Annotated in this window: 13 protein-coding genes; 4 read left to right on the top strand and 9 right to left on the bottom strand. The window is 71.9% G+C overall.

Annotated features, from left to right (window positions below):
* Window positions 1-223 precede the first annotated feature (223 nt).
* The gene (locus tag ACFO3J_RS14760; protein WP_386429840.1) at window positions 224-682 is read right to left on the bottom strand and encodes a DUF4307 domain-containing protein; all 459 of its coding nucleotides are present in this window, start codon (window positions 680-682) and stop codon (window positions 224-226) included.
* A 127-nt stretch (window positions 683-809) separates the two neighbouring features.
* Here ACFO3J_RS14760 and mca point away from each other — a divergent pair, with 127 nt between their 5' ends.
* A complete protein-coding gene (mca, locus tag ACFO3J_RS14755; protein ID WP_386429839.1) occupies window positions 810-1,682 on the top strand; it encodes a mycothiol conjugate amidase Mca in 873 nt (290 codons plus the stop codon).
* A gap of 14 nt (window positions 1,683-1,696) precedes the next feature.
* Window positions 1,697-1,993 (top strand): hypothetical protein, encoded by a 297-nt coding sequence (locus ACFO3J_RS14750; protein WP_386429838.1) that lies wholly within the window; start codon window positions 1,697-1,699, stop codon window positions 1,991-1,993.
* A 39-nt stretch (window positions 1,994-2,032) separates the two neighbouring features.
* Here the strand turns inward: ACFO3J_RS14750 and ACFO3J_RS14745 are convergent, their stop codons facing one another.
* From ACFO3J_RS14745 to ACFO3J_RS14730, 4 genes are all read right to left on the bottom strand, one after another.
* Window positions 2,033-2,524, bottom strand: coding sequence for a S26 family signal peptidase (locus ACFO3J_RS14745; protein WP_386429837.1), 492 nt, complete (start codon window positions 2,522-2,524; stop codon window positions 2,033-2,035).
* 257 nt (window positions 2,525-2,781) lie between these two features.
* Window positions 2,782-4,098 carry an RNA polymerase sigma factor gene (locus tag ACFO3J_RS14740; protein ID WP_386429836.1) on the bottom strand — a complete coding sequence of 439 codons (1,317 nt, stop codon included), beginning with the start codon at window positions 4,096-4,098 and terminating at the stop codon, window positions 2,782-2,784.
* Window positions 4,099-4,179: 81 nt separating this feature from the next.
* Complete coding sequence (locus ACFO3J_RS14735) at window positions 4,180-4,545, bottom strand: YciI family protein (RefSeq protein WP_386429835.1); 366 nt, start codon at window positions 4,543-4,545, stop codon at window positions 4,180-4,182.
* Between the two features lie 112 nt (window positions 4,546-4,657).
* Entirely contained in the window at window positions 4,658-5,224 is a 567-nt protein-coding gene (locus ACFO3J_RS14730; RefSeq protein ID WP_386429834.1) for a Uma2 family endonuclease, read from the bottom strand.
* Between the two features lie 121 nt (window positions 5,225-5,345).
* On the opposite strand from ACFO3J_RS14730, the gene ACFO3J_RS14725 reads away from it, so the two are divergent.
* On the top strand, window positions 5,346-7,379 hold the full coding sequence (locus ACFO3J_RS14725) for a thioredoxin domain-containing protein (RefSeq protein ID WP_386429833.1): 2,034 nt from the start codon (window positions 5,346-5,348) through the stop codon (window positions 7,377-7,379).
* Between the two features lie 28 nt (window positions 7,380-7,407).
* Here the strand turns inward: ACFO3J_RS14725 and trhA are convergent, their stop codons facing one another.
* A complete protein-coding gene (gene trhA / locus ACFO3J_RS14720; protein ID WP_386429832.1) occupies window positions 7,408-8,106 on the bottom strand; it encodes a PAQR family membrane homeostasis protein TrhA in 699 nt (232 codons plus the stop codon).
* A 239-nt stretch (window positions 8,107-8,345) separates the two neighbouring features.
* Between trhA and ACFO3J_RS14715 the strand changes: the two genes are divergently transcribed.
* Window positions 8,346-10,229 carry a phosphoenolpyruvate carboxykinase (GTP) gene (locus ACFO3J_RS14715; protein WP_386429831.1) on the top strand — a complete coding sequence of 628 codons (1,884 nt, stop codon included), beginning with the start codon at window positions 8,346-8,348 and terminating at the stop codon, window positions 10,227-10,229.
* Window positions 10,230-10,274: 45 nt separating this feature from the next.
* On the opposite strand, the gene ACFO3J_RS14710 is transcribed toward ACFO3J_RS14715, so the two are convergent.
* The 3 genes from ACFO3J_RS14710 to ACFO3J_RS14700 form a co-directional block, all read right to left on the bottom strand.
* Complete coding sequence (locus tag ACFO3J_RS14710; protein WP_386429830.1) at window positions 10,275-11,486, bottom strand: pyridoxal phosphate-dependent aminotransferase; 1,212 nt, start codon at window positions 11,484-11,486, stop codon at window positions 10,275-10,277.
* Between the two features lie 118 nt (window positions 11,487-11,604).
* Window positions 11,605-13,170 carry an N-acyl-D-amino-acid deacylase family protein gene (locus ACFO3J_RS14705; protein WP_386429829.1) on the bottom strand — a complete coding sequence of 522 codons (1,566 nt, stop codon included), beginning with the start codon at window positions 13,168-13,170 and terminating at the stop codon, window positions 11,605-11,607.
* Between the two features lie 19 nt (window positions 13,171-13,189).
* On the bottom strand, window positions 13,190-14,479 hold the full coding sequence (locus ACFO3J_RS14700) for an alanine racemase (RefSeq protein ID WP_386429828.1): 1,290 nt from the start codon (window positions 14,477-14,479) through the stop codon (window positions 13,190-13,192).
* Between the last annotated feature and the right edge of the window lie 12 nt (window positions 14,480-14,491).

Here is a 14,491-nt window from a genome sequence, read left to right as displayed (position 1 = left end):
GTGCTTTCCCGTGAGCCGGTACGGGCGCGTACCCGGTGAACAATTGCATTGCCACCGGCTGCCGGGACGAAACCACGAGCCTAACAATTACCGGGCGTGGACGGGAGCGACCGACGCGTACTCACGCGTACGCACACCTGGCGAACGACCCGCGCGATGACCCGCCCGATGACCCCGATGACCCGCGCGGGTCACCCGGCGCGCGCCGCCCGCCGGGGCGGCCTCAGTGGCCGGAGGCCGCCCCGCAGCTCACCAGCTCGCCCGTCTCGCCGCGGGCCGTGGTGCGTACCGTCACGATGGTGTCCACCTGTTTGGCGTGCTGGGTGATGCGCACGTCCTTGCGGCCGACCTCGTTGTGGTCCTCGTCCTGCGAGCGCAGCGTGCACTCCGCGACCTGGCCGGCCTCCTTGTGCACCTCCAGGTGGATCTCGACCGCCTGGTCCGAGACCACCTGGAAGGCCACGACCTGCGCGCTGATCTTGTCGCCCGCCAGGGAGTGCCAGCCGTACCAGCCGAGGAGGAGCGCGCCCACCACGGCCAGTACGATGGCGGTGACCTTCAGATGGCGGTCCGTGCGGGCGTCCGCGTCGGCGCCGCGGCCGTAGCGGCGGTCGCCGGGGCCGTAACGGCCCTCGGGCGGGGTGCTCAACGGGGAGTCCGGCGGGCCCGACACGGCCGTCATGATCGTTCCTCCCGTCGGGGGACCACGGAATTATTCGCCCCCTCGCTCGGTCACTATAGAAGGTGCCCCTTCGGCCGATTTGAGGGGGCTGGGAGACCGGAGACCAGATCCTGATGAGGACACAGCCTTGACTGACCAGCTGCGACTGATGGCCGTACACGCGCACCCCGACGACGAGTCGAGCAAGGGCGCGGCGACCATGGCCAAGTACGTGTCCGAGGGGGTGGACGTCCTGGTGGCGACGTGCACCGGCGGCGAGCGCGGGTCGGTGCTCAATCCCAAGCTCCAGGGCGACCCCTCCATCGAGGAGAACATGCACGAGGTGCGGGCCAAGGAGATGGACGAGGCCCGGCGGATCCTCGGCGTCAAGCAGTCCTGGCTCGGTTTCGTGGACTCCGGCCTGCCCGAGGGCGATCCGCTGCCCCCGCTGCCCGAGGGCTGCTTCGCGCTCCAGGACATCGAAGAGGCCGCCGGGGCGCTGGTGAAGCTGATCCGCGAGTTCAAGCCGCAGGTGATCACCACCTACGACGAGAACGGCGGCTATCCGCACCCCGACCACATCATGACCCACAAGATCTCGATGGTGGCGTTCGACGCCGCCGGCGACCCGGAGCGCTACCCGGAGGCCGGGGAGCCCTGGACACCGTCGAAGCTCTACTACAACCAGGGCTTCAACCGCGCCCGTACCGTGGCCATCCACGAGGCGCTGCTGGCCCGCGGCCTGGAGTCCCCCTACGAGGAGTGGCTCAAGCGCTGGGAGGAGTTCGCCCGCCCGGACCGCAACATCTCCACCCATGTCCCGTGCGGTGAGTTCTTCGAGACCCGGGACCGGGCGCTGCTCGCGCACGCCACCCAGATCGACCCGGACGGCGGCTGGTTCCGGGTGCCGATGGACCTCCAGCGGGAGATCTGGCCCACCGAGGACTACGAGTTGGCGAAGTCGCGGGTGGACGTCTCGCTGCCGGAGGACGACCTCTTTGCGGGTGTCCGGGACGCCTAGGCGACAATGAGGGCGTGAACCACACCCACGCCCTTCATCAGCTCGTGCCGCTCGCCGCCGAGCTGGACGAGAACAAGGTGACGCCGGGGCTTCTCGGATTCGTCGTCTTCGCTGTTATCGCCCTCGGACTGTGGGCGCTCATGAAGAACATGGGCAAGCAGATGAAGAAGATCGACTTCGAGGAGTCGCCGGAGGACCAGCCGGAGCGCACCCCCGCGGCCGGCCGTCCCGACACCGCGATCCCGCGCCCCGCTTCGGAAGCGCACGCCTCGGCGGCGCCCGAAGCGGCGCCGAAGACCCCTGGCGCCTGACGTACAGCCCCGCCCCTCGGGCGACGGCCCGGCGGTCGCTCACACCCGCGTCCGGGCCTCCCGCCGCAGTCGGCGGCCCGGGCCGCCGATGACCACGCCCACCAGGGCGCCCTGGGGCACATAGCCCCAGGCGCGCGAGTCGCCGCCGGCGACCGTGGTGTCGCCGTTGTCACCGAGCAGGACGAGGCTGCCCTCGGGCACCCGGTCGCCGGGACGCGCGCCGACCGCGCACAGCACCACCTCGGGTACGGGGTCACCGCCGCGCGCCGCCACCCGTTTGACCAGCAGCGGCTTGGGCGGCACCGCTTCGGCCACCGGCTCGGTACGCGGCAGCCGGAAGACCACCACCGCCCCCGCCCGCGGCCGGCCCGGCGGCGTGCGCAGCACGATCACCCGGCGCCCGGGGCGGAAGGTGGGCAGCATGCTCCGCCCGGTGACGTTCACCACCAGCAGCAGGGCACGGGCGGCGCCGTAGCCGAGCAGAAGGAGCAGCCCGGCGCCTGCGAGCAGCGTGAGGATCAGGGCGGTCACCGGGACGGTCGCCCCCCGTCGCGGCGCGGTCGCGCTCCCATCATGCGGAGCATGGCTCCACCCCCGGGTCCGTCGCGATGATGCCCATCGCGAAATTGCTTTTCTACGTCCGCCACTTGCTGCGGCAAGCCGTGTTCTTGCGGCGACCTCGGTGACCCTGGCACGCCCTCCACGCCACGTCAACGGGGCCGGGCGGAACGCGCCCGCTCCGGCGGCCGGCGATCAGCGGGGGACCGGCCCCGCAGGCCGTCCGGCCGTCATCCGGCGCAGGCCGCCGCCCGCTCCAGCAGGAAGGCCCGTTCGGCGTTGTTGCGGGTCAGGGCGGCGGCGCGTTCGAACTCGGCACGGGCCTCCGCGGTGCGGCCGAGGCGGGCCAGCAGATCGCCGCGGACGGCCGGAAGCAGGTGGTAGGCGTCCAGGGTCGTGGTGGCGGCCAGCTCGTCCACCAGGGCCAGGCCGGCCGCCGGGCCGCGCGCCATACCGACGGCCACCGCCCGGTTCAGCTCGACCACCGGACTGGGCGCGCGAGCCGCCAGGGCGTCGTAGAGGGCGGCGATGGCCACCCAGTCGGTCTCCTCGGCGGTCGGCGCCCGGGCGTGGCTCGCCGCGATCGCCGCTTGCAGCGCGTAGGGACCCGGCGCCACGCCGCGCGCCCTGGCGGCGGCGTCGGCGCGGGCCAGCGCGGCGAAACCGCGCCGGATCAGCAGCATGTCCCAGCGGCCCCGGTCCTGGGCCGGCAGCGGCACCGGCACCGGGCCCGAGCGGGCCGCCGACCGCGACGCCTGGATCTCCAGCAGCGCCGCGAGCCCGTGCGCCTCCGGCTCGCGCGGCAGCAGCCCGGTCAGCACCCGGGCCAGCCGCAGCGCGTCCTCGCACAGGGCCGGCCGCATCCAGTCGTCCCCGGCGGTGGCCGCGTACCCCTCGTTGAAGATCAGATAGACGACTTCCAGCACGGACGCGAGGCGCTCGGCCAGCGCGGGACCGTACGGCACCTCGAACGGCACCCGCTCCCGGGCCAGCGTCCGCTTGGCCCGGACGATGCGCTGGGCCACCGTGGGCTCGGCGACCAGGAACGCGCGGGCGATCTCCTCGGTGGTCAGCCCGCCGAGCAGCCGCAGGGTGAGCGCGACCCGCGCCTCGCGCGGCAGCACCGGGTGGCAGGCGACGAACACCAGCCGCAGCAGGTCGTCCTCGATCTCCGCCGGGTCGTCGGGCTCCTTCGCGCCGCCGAACGCCTCGGCGTCCTGGTCGAGTTCGAGTTCATGGCCGAGCAGCCGCAGCTTGCGGGCGAAGGTCTCGTTACGGCGGATCTGGTCGATGGCCCGCCGCTTGGCGGTGGTCATCAGCCACGCCCCCGGATTGCGCGGCACACCCTCGCGCGGCCACTGCTCCAGCGCCGCGACCAGCGCGTCCTGGGCCAGCTCCTCGGCCACGTCCATGTCGTGCACGATCCGGATCAGCCCGGCGATCAGCCGCGGCGACTCGATCCGCCACACCGCGTCGACGGTCCGCCCGACCGAGGGCCCGGCTGCCGGCTGGGGTCCGCGCCCCGCGTCGTCGTCCGCTGCTGTCACAGCCACCCATCACAGCAGCCCCGGGCCGCCCGCGCCAAGCGGACGCCCCGGGCACGGCACCGATTACTCGGCTCACTCGGCCTACTCGGCCTCCACGACCTGCCGGACCTCCGCGCTCAGCTCCCAGGCGTCCCCGTGGATGGCCAGAAACCGCGACGCCCACTCGACGGCCTCCTCCTGCGACTTCGCCTGGAGCATGCAGTAGCCGCCGATGACCTCCTTGGCCTCCGCGTACGGTCCGTCCACCACCGTCTGCTTTCCCCCCGACAGCCGCAGCACCGTCCCGTCCTCCACCGGCCGCAGCCCGCCGGTGTCCAGCATGACCCCGCCCCGGGTCATCTCCTCCAGCAGCTTCCCCATCTCCTCCATCAGCTCGGCACTCGGCTCGGCGGGGTTCGCGGCCGGGTCCAGCTTCAGCAGCACCATGTAACGCATCGTGTCGTCCATCCCTGCGATCGGTCCGAGCGGGGCTTCTCCCCGCCCTCACCCACTGCGTCGAGCGGGACCTCGCGAAATCGACAGGGTGGCCGAAATTTCTTTCCCGCGAGTCCCGGGCCCGTCAGACCGCGCCGAGGTCGATCTCCACGGGAAAGGGCGCCGCCGCCTTGACCACGCCGGTGAACACATCGCCGTCCCGGTAGCGCCCGCTGGAGGCGTCGAGCAGGTAGGTGTGCACGACGCAGGTGGTGGTGGCGATCTGCTCGACCCGCCAGTAGCAGGGGATGCCCGCCCTGGCGTACTGGTCCAGCTTCACAATCCGGTCGGTGGTCTCCGAGCCGGGTGACACGACCTCGACGACGAGAAGCACGTACTCCGGACGCATCGGGAGGCTGTCGATCCTGTCGGCTCGATACACCACCACATCGGGCCGCCGGTTGGTCAACGGGACGTCGTGGAGCCGTACGTCGAAGTCCGTGTCCGCGTTCCACTCCGGGCCCGCCGCGGCGTCCAGCGCGTTGGCGATGATCCTGGCGACGCGGCTGTGCCGGACAGAAGCGCTCGGGCTCACGACGACCATCCCGTCCACGACTTCGATTCCGGCACACTGCTCGTCGGACCAGGAGTCGTACTGCTCGGCGGTGATCCGTTCATGCATCCACGCAGGCGTGATCATCTCGGCGCTCATGCCTACCTCCCAGATCCTCCGGTCCTCCGGCGACATGCCCGTGGCAGTGCTGACCTGAGCGTACTGGCCCGGCGGGACGGGAAGCGGGCGCGGGCGGGGGACGGCGTGAGAAAGTGACCGGGTGAACCGACTCGGTGACGCGACCTCGCCCTATCTGCTCCAGCACGCGAACAACCCGGTGGACTGGTGGCCGTGGGGGGAGGAGGCGTTCGGCGAAGCGCGGGAGCGCGGGGTGCCGGTGCTGCTGAGCGTGGGGTACAGCAGTTGCCACTGGTGCCATGTGATGGCGCACGAGTCCTTCGAGGACGAGGGCACGGCCGGGTATCTGAACGAGCACTTCGTCGCGGTGAAGGTGGACCGCGAGGAGCGGCCGGACGTGGACGCGGTGTACATGGAGGCCGTGCAGGCGGCCACCGGGCAGGGCGGGTGGCCGATGACGGTCTTCCTGACGCCGGACCGGGAGCCGTTCTACTTCGGTACGTACTTCCCGCCGCGGCAGAGCCATGGGCTGCCCGGCTTCATGGACGTGCTGCAAGGAGTCGTCGCGGCCTGGCGGGACCGGCGCGAAGAGGTCGCGGAGGTCGCGGCCCGGATCACCCGGGACCTGTCCGAGCGGACCGGCGCATACGGCGATCCGGCGGCGGTGGCGGGCAAGGCCGAGCTGGGCGCAGCGCTGGAGGGGCTCACCGGCGGCTACGACGCGGAGCACGGCGGCTTCGGCGGGGCGCCGAAGTTCCCGGCGTCCATGGCGCTGGAGTTCCTGCTGCGGCACCACGCCCGAACCGGCGACGAGAGCGCGCTGCGGATGGCCCGCGACACCTGCGAGGCGATGGCCCGCGGCGGCATCTACGACCAACTGGCCGGCGGCTTCGCCCGGTACAGCGTCGACCGCACCTGGACCGTGCCGCACTTCGAGAAGATGCTCTACGACAACGCGCTGCTCACCCGGGTCTACGCCCACCTGTGGCGCTCCACCGGCTCCGACCTGGCCCGCCGGGTCGCGCTGGAGACCGCGGACTTCATGATCGCCGAACTGGGCACCGTGGAAGGCGGCTTCGCCTCCGCGCTGGACGCCGACAGCGACGACGGCGCCGGCCGGCATGTCGAAGGCGCCTACTACGTCTGGACGCCGCGGCAGCTGACCGACGAACTCGGGCAGGCTGATGGTGAGTTCGCCGCCGCCTACTTCGGGGTGACACCGGAGGGGACCTTCGAGGAGGGCGCCTCCGTCCTCCGACTGAGCCCGGGCAACGGCGTGGTTGACGCCGACCGGGTGGCCTCCGTACGCGACCGGCTGCTCGCCGCCCGCGCCCACCGCCCCCGGCCCGGCCGCGACGACAAGGTGGTGGCCGCCTGGAACGGCCTGGCCATCGCCGCGCTGGCCGAGACCGGTGCCTACTTCGACCGGCCCGACCTCGTCCAGGCCGCGGTGGACGCCGCCGACCTGCTGATCCGGGTGCACCTGGACGAGCGCGGCCGGCTCTTCCGCACCTCACGGGACGGCGACGCGGGTGTCAACGCCGGGGTGCTGGAGGACTACGGCGATGTCGCCGAGGGCTTCCTGGCGCTGGCCTCGGTGACCGGCGAGGGCGTATGGCTGGACTTCGCCGGGCTGCTGCTCGACGCCGTCCTGCGCCACTTCACCGCCGCCGACGGCACCCTCTACGACACCGCGGACGACGCCGAGACGCTGATCCGCCGCCCGCAGGACCCGACCGACAACGCCACTCCCTCCGGCTGGACCGCGGCGGCCGGCGCGCTGCTGTCCTACGCCGCCCACACCGGCTCCCAGCCGCACCGCGACGCCGCCGAGCGGGCCCTGGCCGTGGTGGGTTCGCTGGCCGCCCGGGCGCCGCGCTTCATCGGCTGGGGGCTCGCGGTCGCGGAGGCGGCTCTGGACGGGCCGCGCGAGGTGGCCGTCGTCGGCGCCACCGCCGACCCGCTCACCGCCGAACTGCACCGCACCGCGCTGCTGGGCGCCGCTCCCGGCGCGGTCGTCGCCGTCGGCGAGGAGGGCACCGCCGAGTTCCCGCTGCTGCTCGACCGCCCGACCCGGGCCGGCCGCGCGGCGGCCTACGTCTGCCGCCACTTCGTCTGCGACGCCCCCACCTCGGACCCGGCCACCCTCCGCGCCCAGTTGCGCGCCGACGTCTGACCCGGGCGGCCCCTCGGGGCCGCCCGCGCTACGCGTGCTGGTAGGCGACCAGCGAGATCCCCACGTAGTGCACCGCGAACGCGGCCAGCGTGAAGGAGTGGAACACCTCGTGGAAGCCGAACCACCGCGGTGACGGATTCGGCTTCTTGAAGCCGTAGATCGCCGCGCCCGCGCTGTAGAGCAGCCCGCCGACGATGACGCAGACGAGTACCGCCACGCCGCCGGTCCGCAGGAAGTCCGGCAGGAAGAAGACCGAGACCCAGCCCAGCGCGATGTAGCACGGCGTGTAGAGCCAGCGCGGGGCGCCCACCCAGAAGACCCGGAACGCGATGCCGGCCAGCGCTCCGGCCCACACCAGCCACAGCAGCAGCTCGGACGTACCGCCCGGCAGCAGCAGGATCGCCAGCGGTGTGTAGGTGCCCGCGATGATCAGGAAGATGTTCGCATGGTCAAGTCGTCGCAAAATTCCTGAGGCCGTCGTACCCCAGTTTCCGCGGTGGTAGAGCGCGCTCACCCCGAACAGGGCGCAGGCCGTAAGGGTGAAGATCGCGCAGGCGATCCGCCCTCGGGTGCTCTGCGCGCAGGCCGTGAGGATCACGCCGGAAACCAGTACGGCCGGAAACATTCCGGCATGCAGCCAGCCCCTGAGCTTGGGTTTTACCAGCGTGGGCAGGTCGACCTCATCGGCGGCGGTGGGCACCGCGTCCGTCTCGTCCAGAGCGCTCATGGCGACAATCCTATCTACGGCATCGTAAGTTACCCGTTAGTAAGAAAGTCGGAGATGTCGTGGCGACGGTGGCCGGCGGTGCTCTGGACAGAATCATTTGAAGGGGATAACACTCATATGAGTGCGGTCGGCACCGGATGAGCGCCCTCGCAAGCGTCCGGGCCGCAGCCCCCAAGGGGCCGAACACAACCCTCAATGTGTGACGCCGGTCTGTGCGGACCCGGCGGGACGGAGCGATCGTGGCGCGCGGTATTGCGGCTCCCACCGAACATCAGGAACTGATCGAATGGGTCGGCGACATCGCCGAACTCACCCAGCCCGACGAGATCGTGTGGTGCGACGGCTCCGAGGCGGAATACCACCGCCTCGCCGAGGAACTCGTCGCCAAGGGCACCTTCACCAGGCTCGACCCCACCCTGCGGCCCAACTCCTACTACGCCGCCTCCGACCCCTCGGACGTGGCGCGGGTCGAGGACCGGACCTTCATCTGCTCCCGGCGCGAGGCGGACGCAGGTCCGACCAACCGTTGGAAGGACCCCGCCGAGATGCGGGCGATCTTCACCGGAGACTCCTCCGGAGCCGCCGGAACCGGCGGAGAAAAATCCGGCCCGTTCGGCCGGCCGGGTGACGGCGGCCTGTTCCGCGGCTCGATGCGCGGCCGGACGATGTACGTGGTCCCGTTCTGCATGGGTCCGCTCGGCTCGCCGCTGTCCGCGATGGGCGTGGAGATCACCGACTCCGCCTATGTCGCGGTCTCGATGCGCACCATGACCCGGATGGGCCGCGCGGTGCTGGACCAGCTGGGCACCGACGGCGCCTTCGTCAAGGCCGTGCACACCCTCGGCGCCCCGCTCGCCGACGGCCGGGCCGACGTGCCCTGGCCCTGCAACACCACCAAGTACATCTCGCACTTCCCCGAGACCCGCGAGATCTGGTCGTACGGCTCCGGCTACGGCGGCAACGCGCTGCTCGGCAAGAAGTGCTACGCGCTGCGCATCGCCTCCGTGATGGCCCGTGACGAGGGCTGGCTGGCCGAGCACATGCTCATCCTCAAGCTGACCCCGCCCCGGGGAGAGGCCAGGTACGTGGCCGCGGCCTTCCCCTCCGCCTGCGGCAAGACCAATCTGGCCATGCTCGAACCCACCATCTCCGGCTGGTCGGTGGAGACCGTCGGCGACGACATCGCCTGGATGCGGTTCGGCGAGGACGGCCGCCTCTACGCCATCAACCCCGAGGCCGGCTTCTTCGGCGTCGCCCCGGGCACCGGCCAGCACACCAACGCCAACGCCATGAAGACCATGTACGGCAACTCGGTCTTCACCAATGTCGCCCTCACCGACGACGGCGACGTGTGGTGGGAGGGCATGACCGAACAGCCCCCGGCGCACCTGACGGACTGGAAGGGCGACGACTGGACGCCGGACAGCGGGACCCCGGCGGCGCACCCCAACGCCCGCTTCACCGTCCCGGCCGCCCAGTGCCCGATCATCGCGCCGGAGTGGGAGGACCCCCGGGGCGTGCCGATCTCGGCGATCCTCTTCGGCGGCCGGCGCGCCTCCGCCGTCCCGCTGGTCACCGAGTCCTTCGACTGGCAGCACGGCGTCTTCCTCGGCGCCAACATCGCCAGCGAGAAGACCGCCGCCGCCGAGGGCAAGGTCGGCGAACTGCGCCGCGACCCCTTCGCGATGCTGCCGTTCTGCGGCTACAACATGGGCGACTACTTCGGCCACTGGGTGGCGCTCGGCAAGGACGCCGAGCGCAAGGGCGACCGGGACAAGCTGCCGAAGATCTACTACGTCAACTGGTTCCGCAAGGACGCCGACGGCCGCTTCGTGTGGCCGGGCTTCGGCGAGAACAGCCGGGTGCTGAAGTGGATCGTCGAGCGCCTCAGCGGGGACGCCGCGGGCGTCGAGACCCCGATCGGCGTCCTCCCCGCCCAGGGCGCCCTGGACACCGACGGCCTCGGCCTGTCCCCGGCCGACCTCGACCTGCTCCTCACGGTCGACCGCGAGGTCTGGCGCGAGGAGGCGTCCCTGATCCCGGCCCACCTGGAGACGTACGGCGACCACACGCCGCCGGAGCTGTGGGCCGAATACGAGGCACTGGTCGCCCGCCTGGGCTGACCTCCGGGCGCCCTTCCGGCAGGGAGGGCGCCCCTTCGGGGCCCGCTACGGCTGGCTGTAGCCGTCCAGGAAGCGCCCTATCCGGGTCACCGCGTCCGTCAGGTCCTCCTTGACCGGAAGGGTGACCAGGCGGAAGTGGTCGGGCTCGGGCCAGTTGAAGCCGGTGCCCTGGACCACCAGGATGCGTTCGGCCCGCAGCAGGTCGAGGACCATCTGCTGGTCGTCCTTGATCTTGTAGACCTTCGGGTCGAGGCGGGGGAAGGCGTAGAGCGCGCCGCGCGGCTTCACGCAGGTGACCCCGGGGATCGCGGTCAGTGCCGCGTACGCCGCGTCGCGCTGCTCGGTGAGCCGGCCGTTGGGCAGCACCAGGTCCTTGATGGACTGCCGGCCGCCCAGCGCGGTGGCGATGGCGTGCTGGGCGGGCACGTTGGCGCACAGCCGCATGTTCGACAGGATCGTCAGACCCTCTATATAGCTGGTGGCGTGCTCCTTGGGTCCGCACACCGCCAGCCACCCGCTGCGGAAGCCGGCCACCCGGTAGGCCTTGGACAGGCCGTTGAAGGTCAGGGTCAGCAGATCGGGGGCGATGGCGGCGAACGGGGTGTGCGTCGCGTCGTCGTAGAGGATCTTGTCGTAGATCTCGTCGGCGCAGACGATCAGCCGGTGCCGGCGGGCGATGTCCGCGAAGCCGCGCAGGAGTTCGTCGTCGTAGACGGCGCCGGTGGGGTTGTTCGGGTTGATCAGCACGATCGCCTTGGTGCGGTCGGTGATCCTGCGCTCGATGTTGGCCAGGTCCGGATACCAGTCGGCCTGCTCGTCGCAGCGGTAGTGCACCGCGGTGCCGCCGGACAGCGAGACCGCCGCCGTCCACAGCGGGTAGTCGGGCGCGGGGACCAGCACCTCGTCGCCGTCGTCCAGCAGCGCCTGCATGGACATCTGGATCAGCTCGGACACGCCGTTGCCGAGGTAGATGTCCTCGACGTCCAGCTCGATGCCCTTGGTCTGGTAGTGCTGCATGACCGCGCGGCGCGCCGGGAGGATGCCCTTGGAGTTCACATAGCCGTGGGCGGTGCCCAGCGACCTGAGCATGTCCTCCAGGATCTCCGGCGGGCACTCGAAGCCGAAGGGCGCCGGGTTGCCGGTGTTCAGCTCCAGGATGCGGTGGCCCGCCGCCTGGAGCCGCATGGCCTCTTCGAGCACCGGGCCGCGGATGTCGTAGCAGACGTTGGCGAGCTTCGTGGACTGGATCACCTGCATGCCGGTCACCTTACGGCCACGTAACGCGCGCCGCGCGGTGTTTTCCGACACCTGCGGGTCGCCGCCAGCCGACGCGGCCCGGGGGCCGGATCGCGGGCGGAGCCGGCTCGGAGCCTGGTCAGGGCGCTGTCCGGCGTACCGAGCGGCCCGCCAGTTCGCCGGTGCGCCGGCCCTCGTCCACAACGAACCGGCCATCGATCAGCACATACGGAATGCCGGTCGGCAAGGTGCGCGGACGGTCGTAGGTGGCGCCGGCCGCGACCGTGGCCGGGTCGAAAAGCACCAGGTCGGCGCGGTGGCCGAGGCGGATCAGGCCGCGGTCGGGCAGCCGCAGCCGGGCGGCCGGGCGGCCGGTCAGATGGGCGACGCACTCCTCCAGGCCGAGCACGCCCAGTTCCCGCACATAGCGCCCCAGGTAGTGCGGGAAGGTGCCGTACGCGCGGGGGTGCGGCTTGGCTCCGTGCAGGATGCCGTCGGAGCCGCCGGTGTGGGCACGATGGCGCATGATCGTACGGACGTTCGATTCGTCTCCCACATGCTGGAGGATCGTGGTGCCCAGCCGGTCGGCCAGCAGCAGCCGGCGGGCGGTCGGCCAGCCGTCCAGCCGGGCGCCGATGTACCCGGACAGGGCCGGGTCGCCGACCCCGGAGATCTCGATGGTGGACCAGTCCATCGGCACCCCGTGACTGCCGTCCGAGCCCTCGACCTCCAGCACGTGCCGGACGCGCTCGGCGGTCGCGTCGTCCCGCAGCCGCTCCAGCGTCGCCTCCGGCCCGCCCGCCGCCGCCCAACTCGGCAGCAGCGCGACCAGGGTCGTACAGCCGGGGGTGTACGGATACGTGTCCAGGCTGACATCCGCCCCCGCCCCGATCGCCCGGTCCAGCAGGTCCAGCAGCTCGGGGGCCCGGCCCCGATTGACCCCGAAGTTCATGGTGGCGTGCGCCAGATGCAGCGCGCAGCCCGCCTCGGCGGCCAGCGTCAGCACCTCCTGGTACGCCTCCAGCGCGCCGGCCCCGTAGGACCGGTGGTGCGGGCAGTAGTAGCCGCCGTACGAGGCCACCACCCGGCACAGCTCGGTCAGTTCGGCGTCGGAGGCGTACATCCCCGGCGTGTACGTCAGCCCCGACGACATGCCGACAGCGCCCTCCGCCAGCCCCTGGGCGACCAGTTGCCTCATCCGCGCCAGTTCCCGCTCGGTGGCCGGCCGGTCCTCCCACCCCATGGCCAGCGCCCGTACCGTCCCCTGCGGCACCAGGTAGGCGGCGTTCACCGCGATGCCCCGGTCCAGCCGGTCCAGATACTCCCCGACGCTCCGCCAGTCGACCTCGACGTCCTGCCCGTCGCCGTTCCACCCGGCGAGCTGGGTCCGCAGCTCCGTCAGCGTCCCGTCGTCGATCGGCGCGTAGGACAGCCCGTCCTGCCCCAGCACCTCCAGCGTGACCCCCTGGGCGGCCTTCGCCTCGTGCGCCGGGTCGCGCAGCAGCGCCAGGTCGCTGTGCGCGTGCATGTCGATGAAGCCGGGTGCCAGCACGAGCCCGTCGGCGTCCAGCGTCCTCCTGCCCGTGAGCCGCGGCCCGCAGGTCCGGATCTCCGCGATACGGCCGCGGGCGAGCCCGACATCGGCGGTGTACGCGTCGCCGCCGGTCCCGTCCACCACCCGCGCGCCCCGCATCACCGTGTCCATGAGCAGCCATTCCCCCCGGTCAGAAGAAGGTGTGGATGAAGGCGGTCGCCGTACCGTCCTCGCGGGCGACCGGGATGAGGGGCCACTTGTCGAAGGTCGTGCACGGGTGCGAGAGGCCGAGGGCCACCCAGTCGCCGACTTCGAGCGGTTCGGCGGCCGGGAGGGTCAGCCAGGTGTGCTGGTCGGAGAGCTGGGCGACGGTGAAGCCGTCGAGCGGGTCGCGCAGCGAGCCGTCGCGGGCGGAGCGGACGGCGAGCGGGCGGGGGAGGCCGAGGTCGTAAGGGGCGTCCCGTTTACCGGCGTTGAGGAAGGCCTGGGTGGGGGTGGGGCGGGACACCACCTGGGCCCACAGCCGCAGGGCGGGCCGCAGACTGCCTTCGGTGGGCACCCTGTTGAAGGGCGTGATGCGGCGGTAGTGGTCGTCGTCATGCGTGACATAGGCGCCGGAGCGCAGCAACTTCAGGACAGGAGAGCTGAGTTCAGGAATCCCCGCGAAGACGTCGGCGACCGCGTCGAACCAGGCGGAACCGCCGGCGCTGATCACGATCTCGGCGGCGCCGGCGAAGTGCCCGGCCCGGTCGAAGCCGGCGGCCAGCGCGACCAGCCGCCGCAGCCAGGCCCGTACCCGCTCCGGGTCGGGGTCCGGCACCTCGCCCTCGTAGCCCGCGACGCCCACCAGCCGCAACGCCGAGGCCCGCGCCACCGCTTCGGCGACCGCCACGCCCTCGGCTTCGGTACGCACACCGGTACGCGCTCCCTCGCCCGCGCCGAGTTCGAGCACCACATCGAGCCGGCGCCGGATACCGGCCGCCCGCAGCGCGGTGTCCATCAGCTCCACGCCGCGCACCGAGTCCACGTAGCAGAGGAAGGTGAAGTCCGGGTCGGCGTCGAGCTGTTCGCCGATCCAGCGCAGCGCGGCGGCGTCGACCACCTCGTTGGCCAGGAAGATCCGCCGCACCCCGAACGCGCGGGCCACCCGCGCCTGGTGGGGGACGGCGACGGTGATGCCCCAGGCCCCGTGGGCGAGTTGGCGGGCGAAGAGCTGCGGGGCCATGGATGTCTTGCCGTGCGGGGCGAAGGCGAGGGCGTGCTCGGCGGTGTAGCGCTCCAGCAGGCCGAGGTTGTGGTCGAGGGCCTCCTCGGACAGGACGAGGACAGGGGTGGTGAAGCCGCCGTCGAAGAGGTTGCGCCGCTGGGCGGCGAGTTCGCCGAAGGTCAGCCCGTCGGCGTCCGGCGGCACCGCCTTGTAGCGGTGGTCGATCCGCTCCCCGTCCAGGGCGGCCACCCGCTCGCCGATGTCGATGCCCATGTCCCGCACCCT

It is taken from the genome of Streptomyces polygonati (genome assembly GCF_042650325.1).
Lineage (GTDB): Bacteria > Actinomycetota > Actinomycetes > Streptomycetales > Streptomycetaceae > Actinacidiphila > Actinacidiphila polygonati.
The sequence above is the reverse complement of the archived record's forward strand: the minus strand, read 5'-3'. Positions and strand labels throughout refer to the sequence as shown.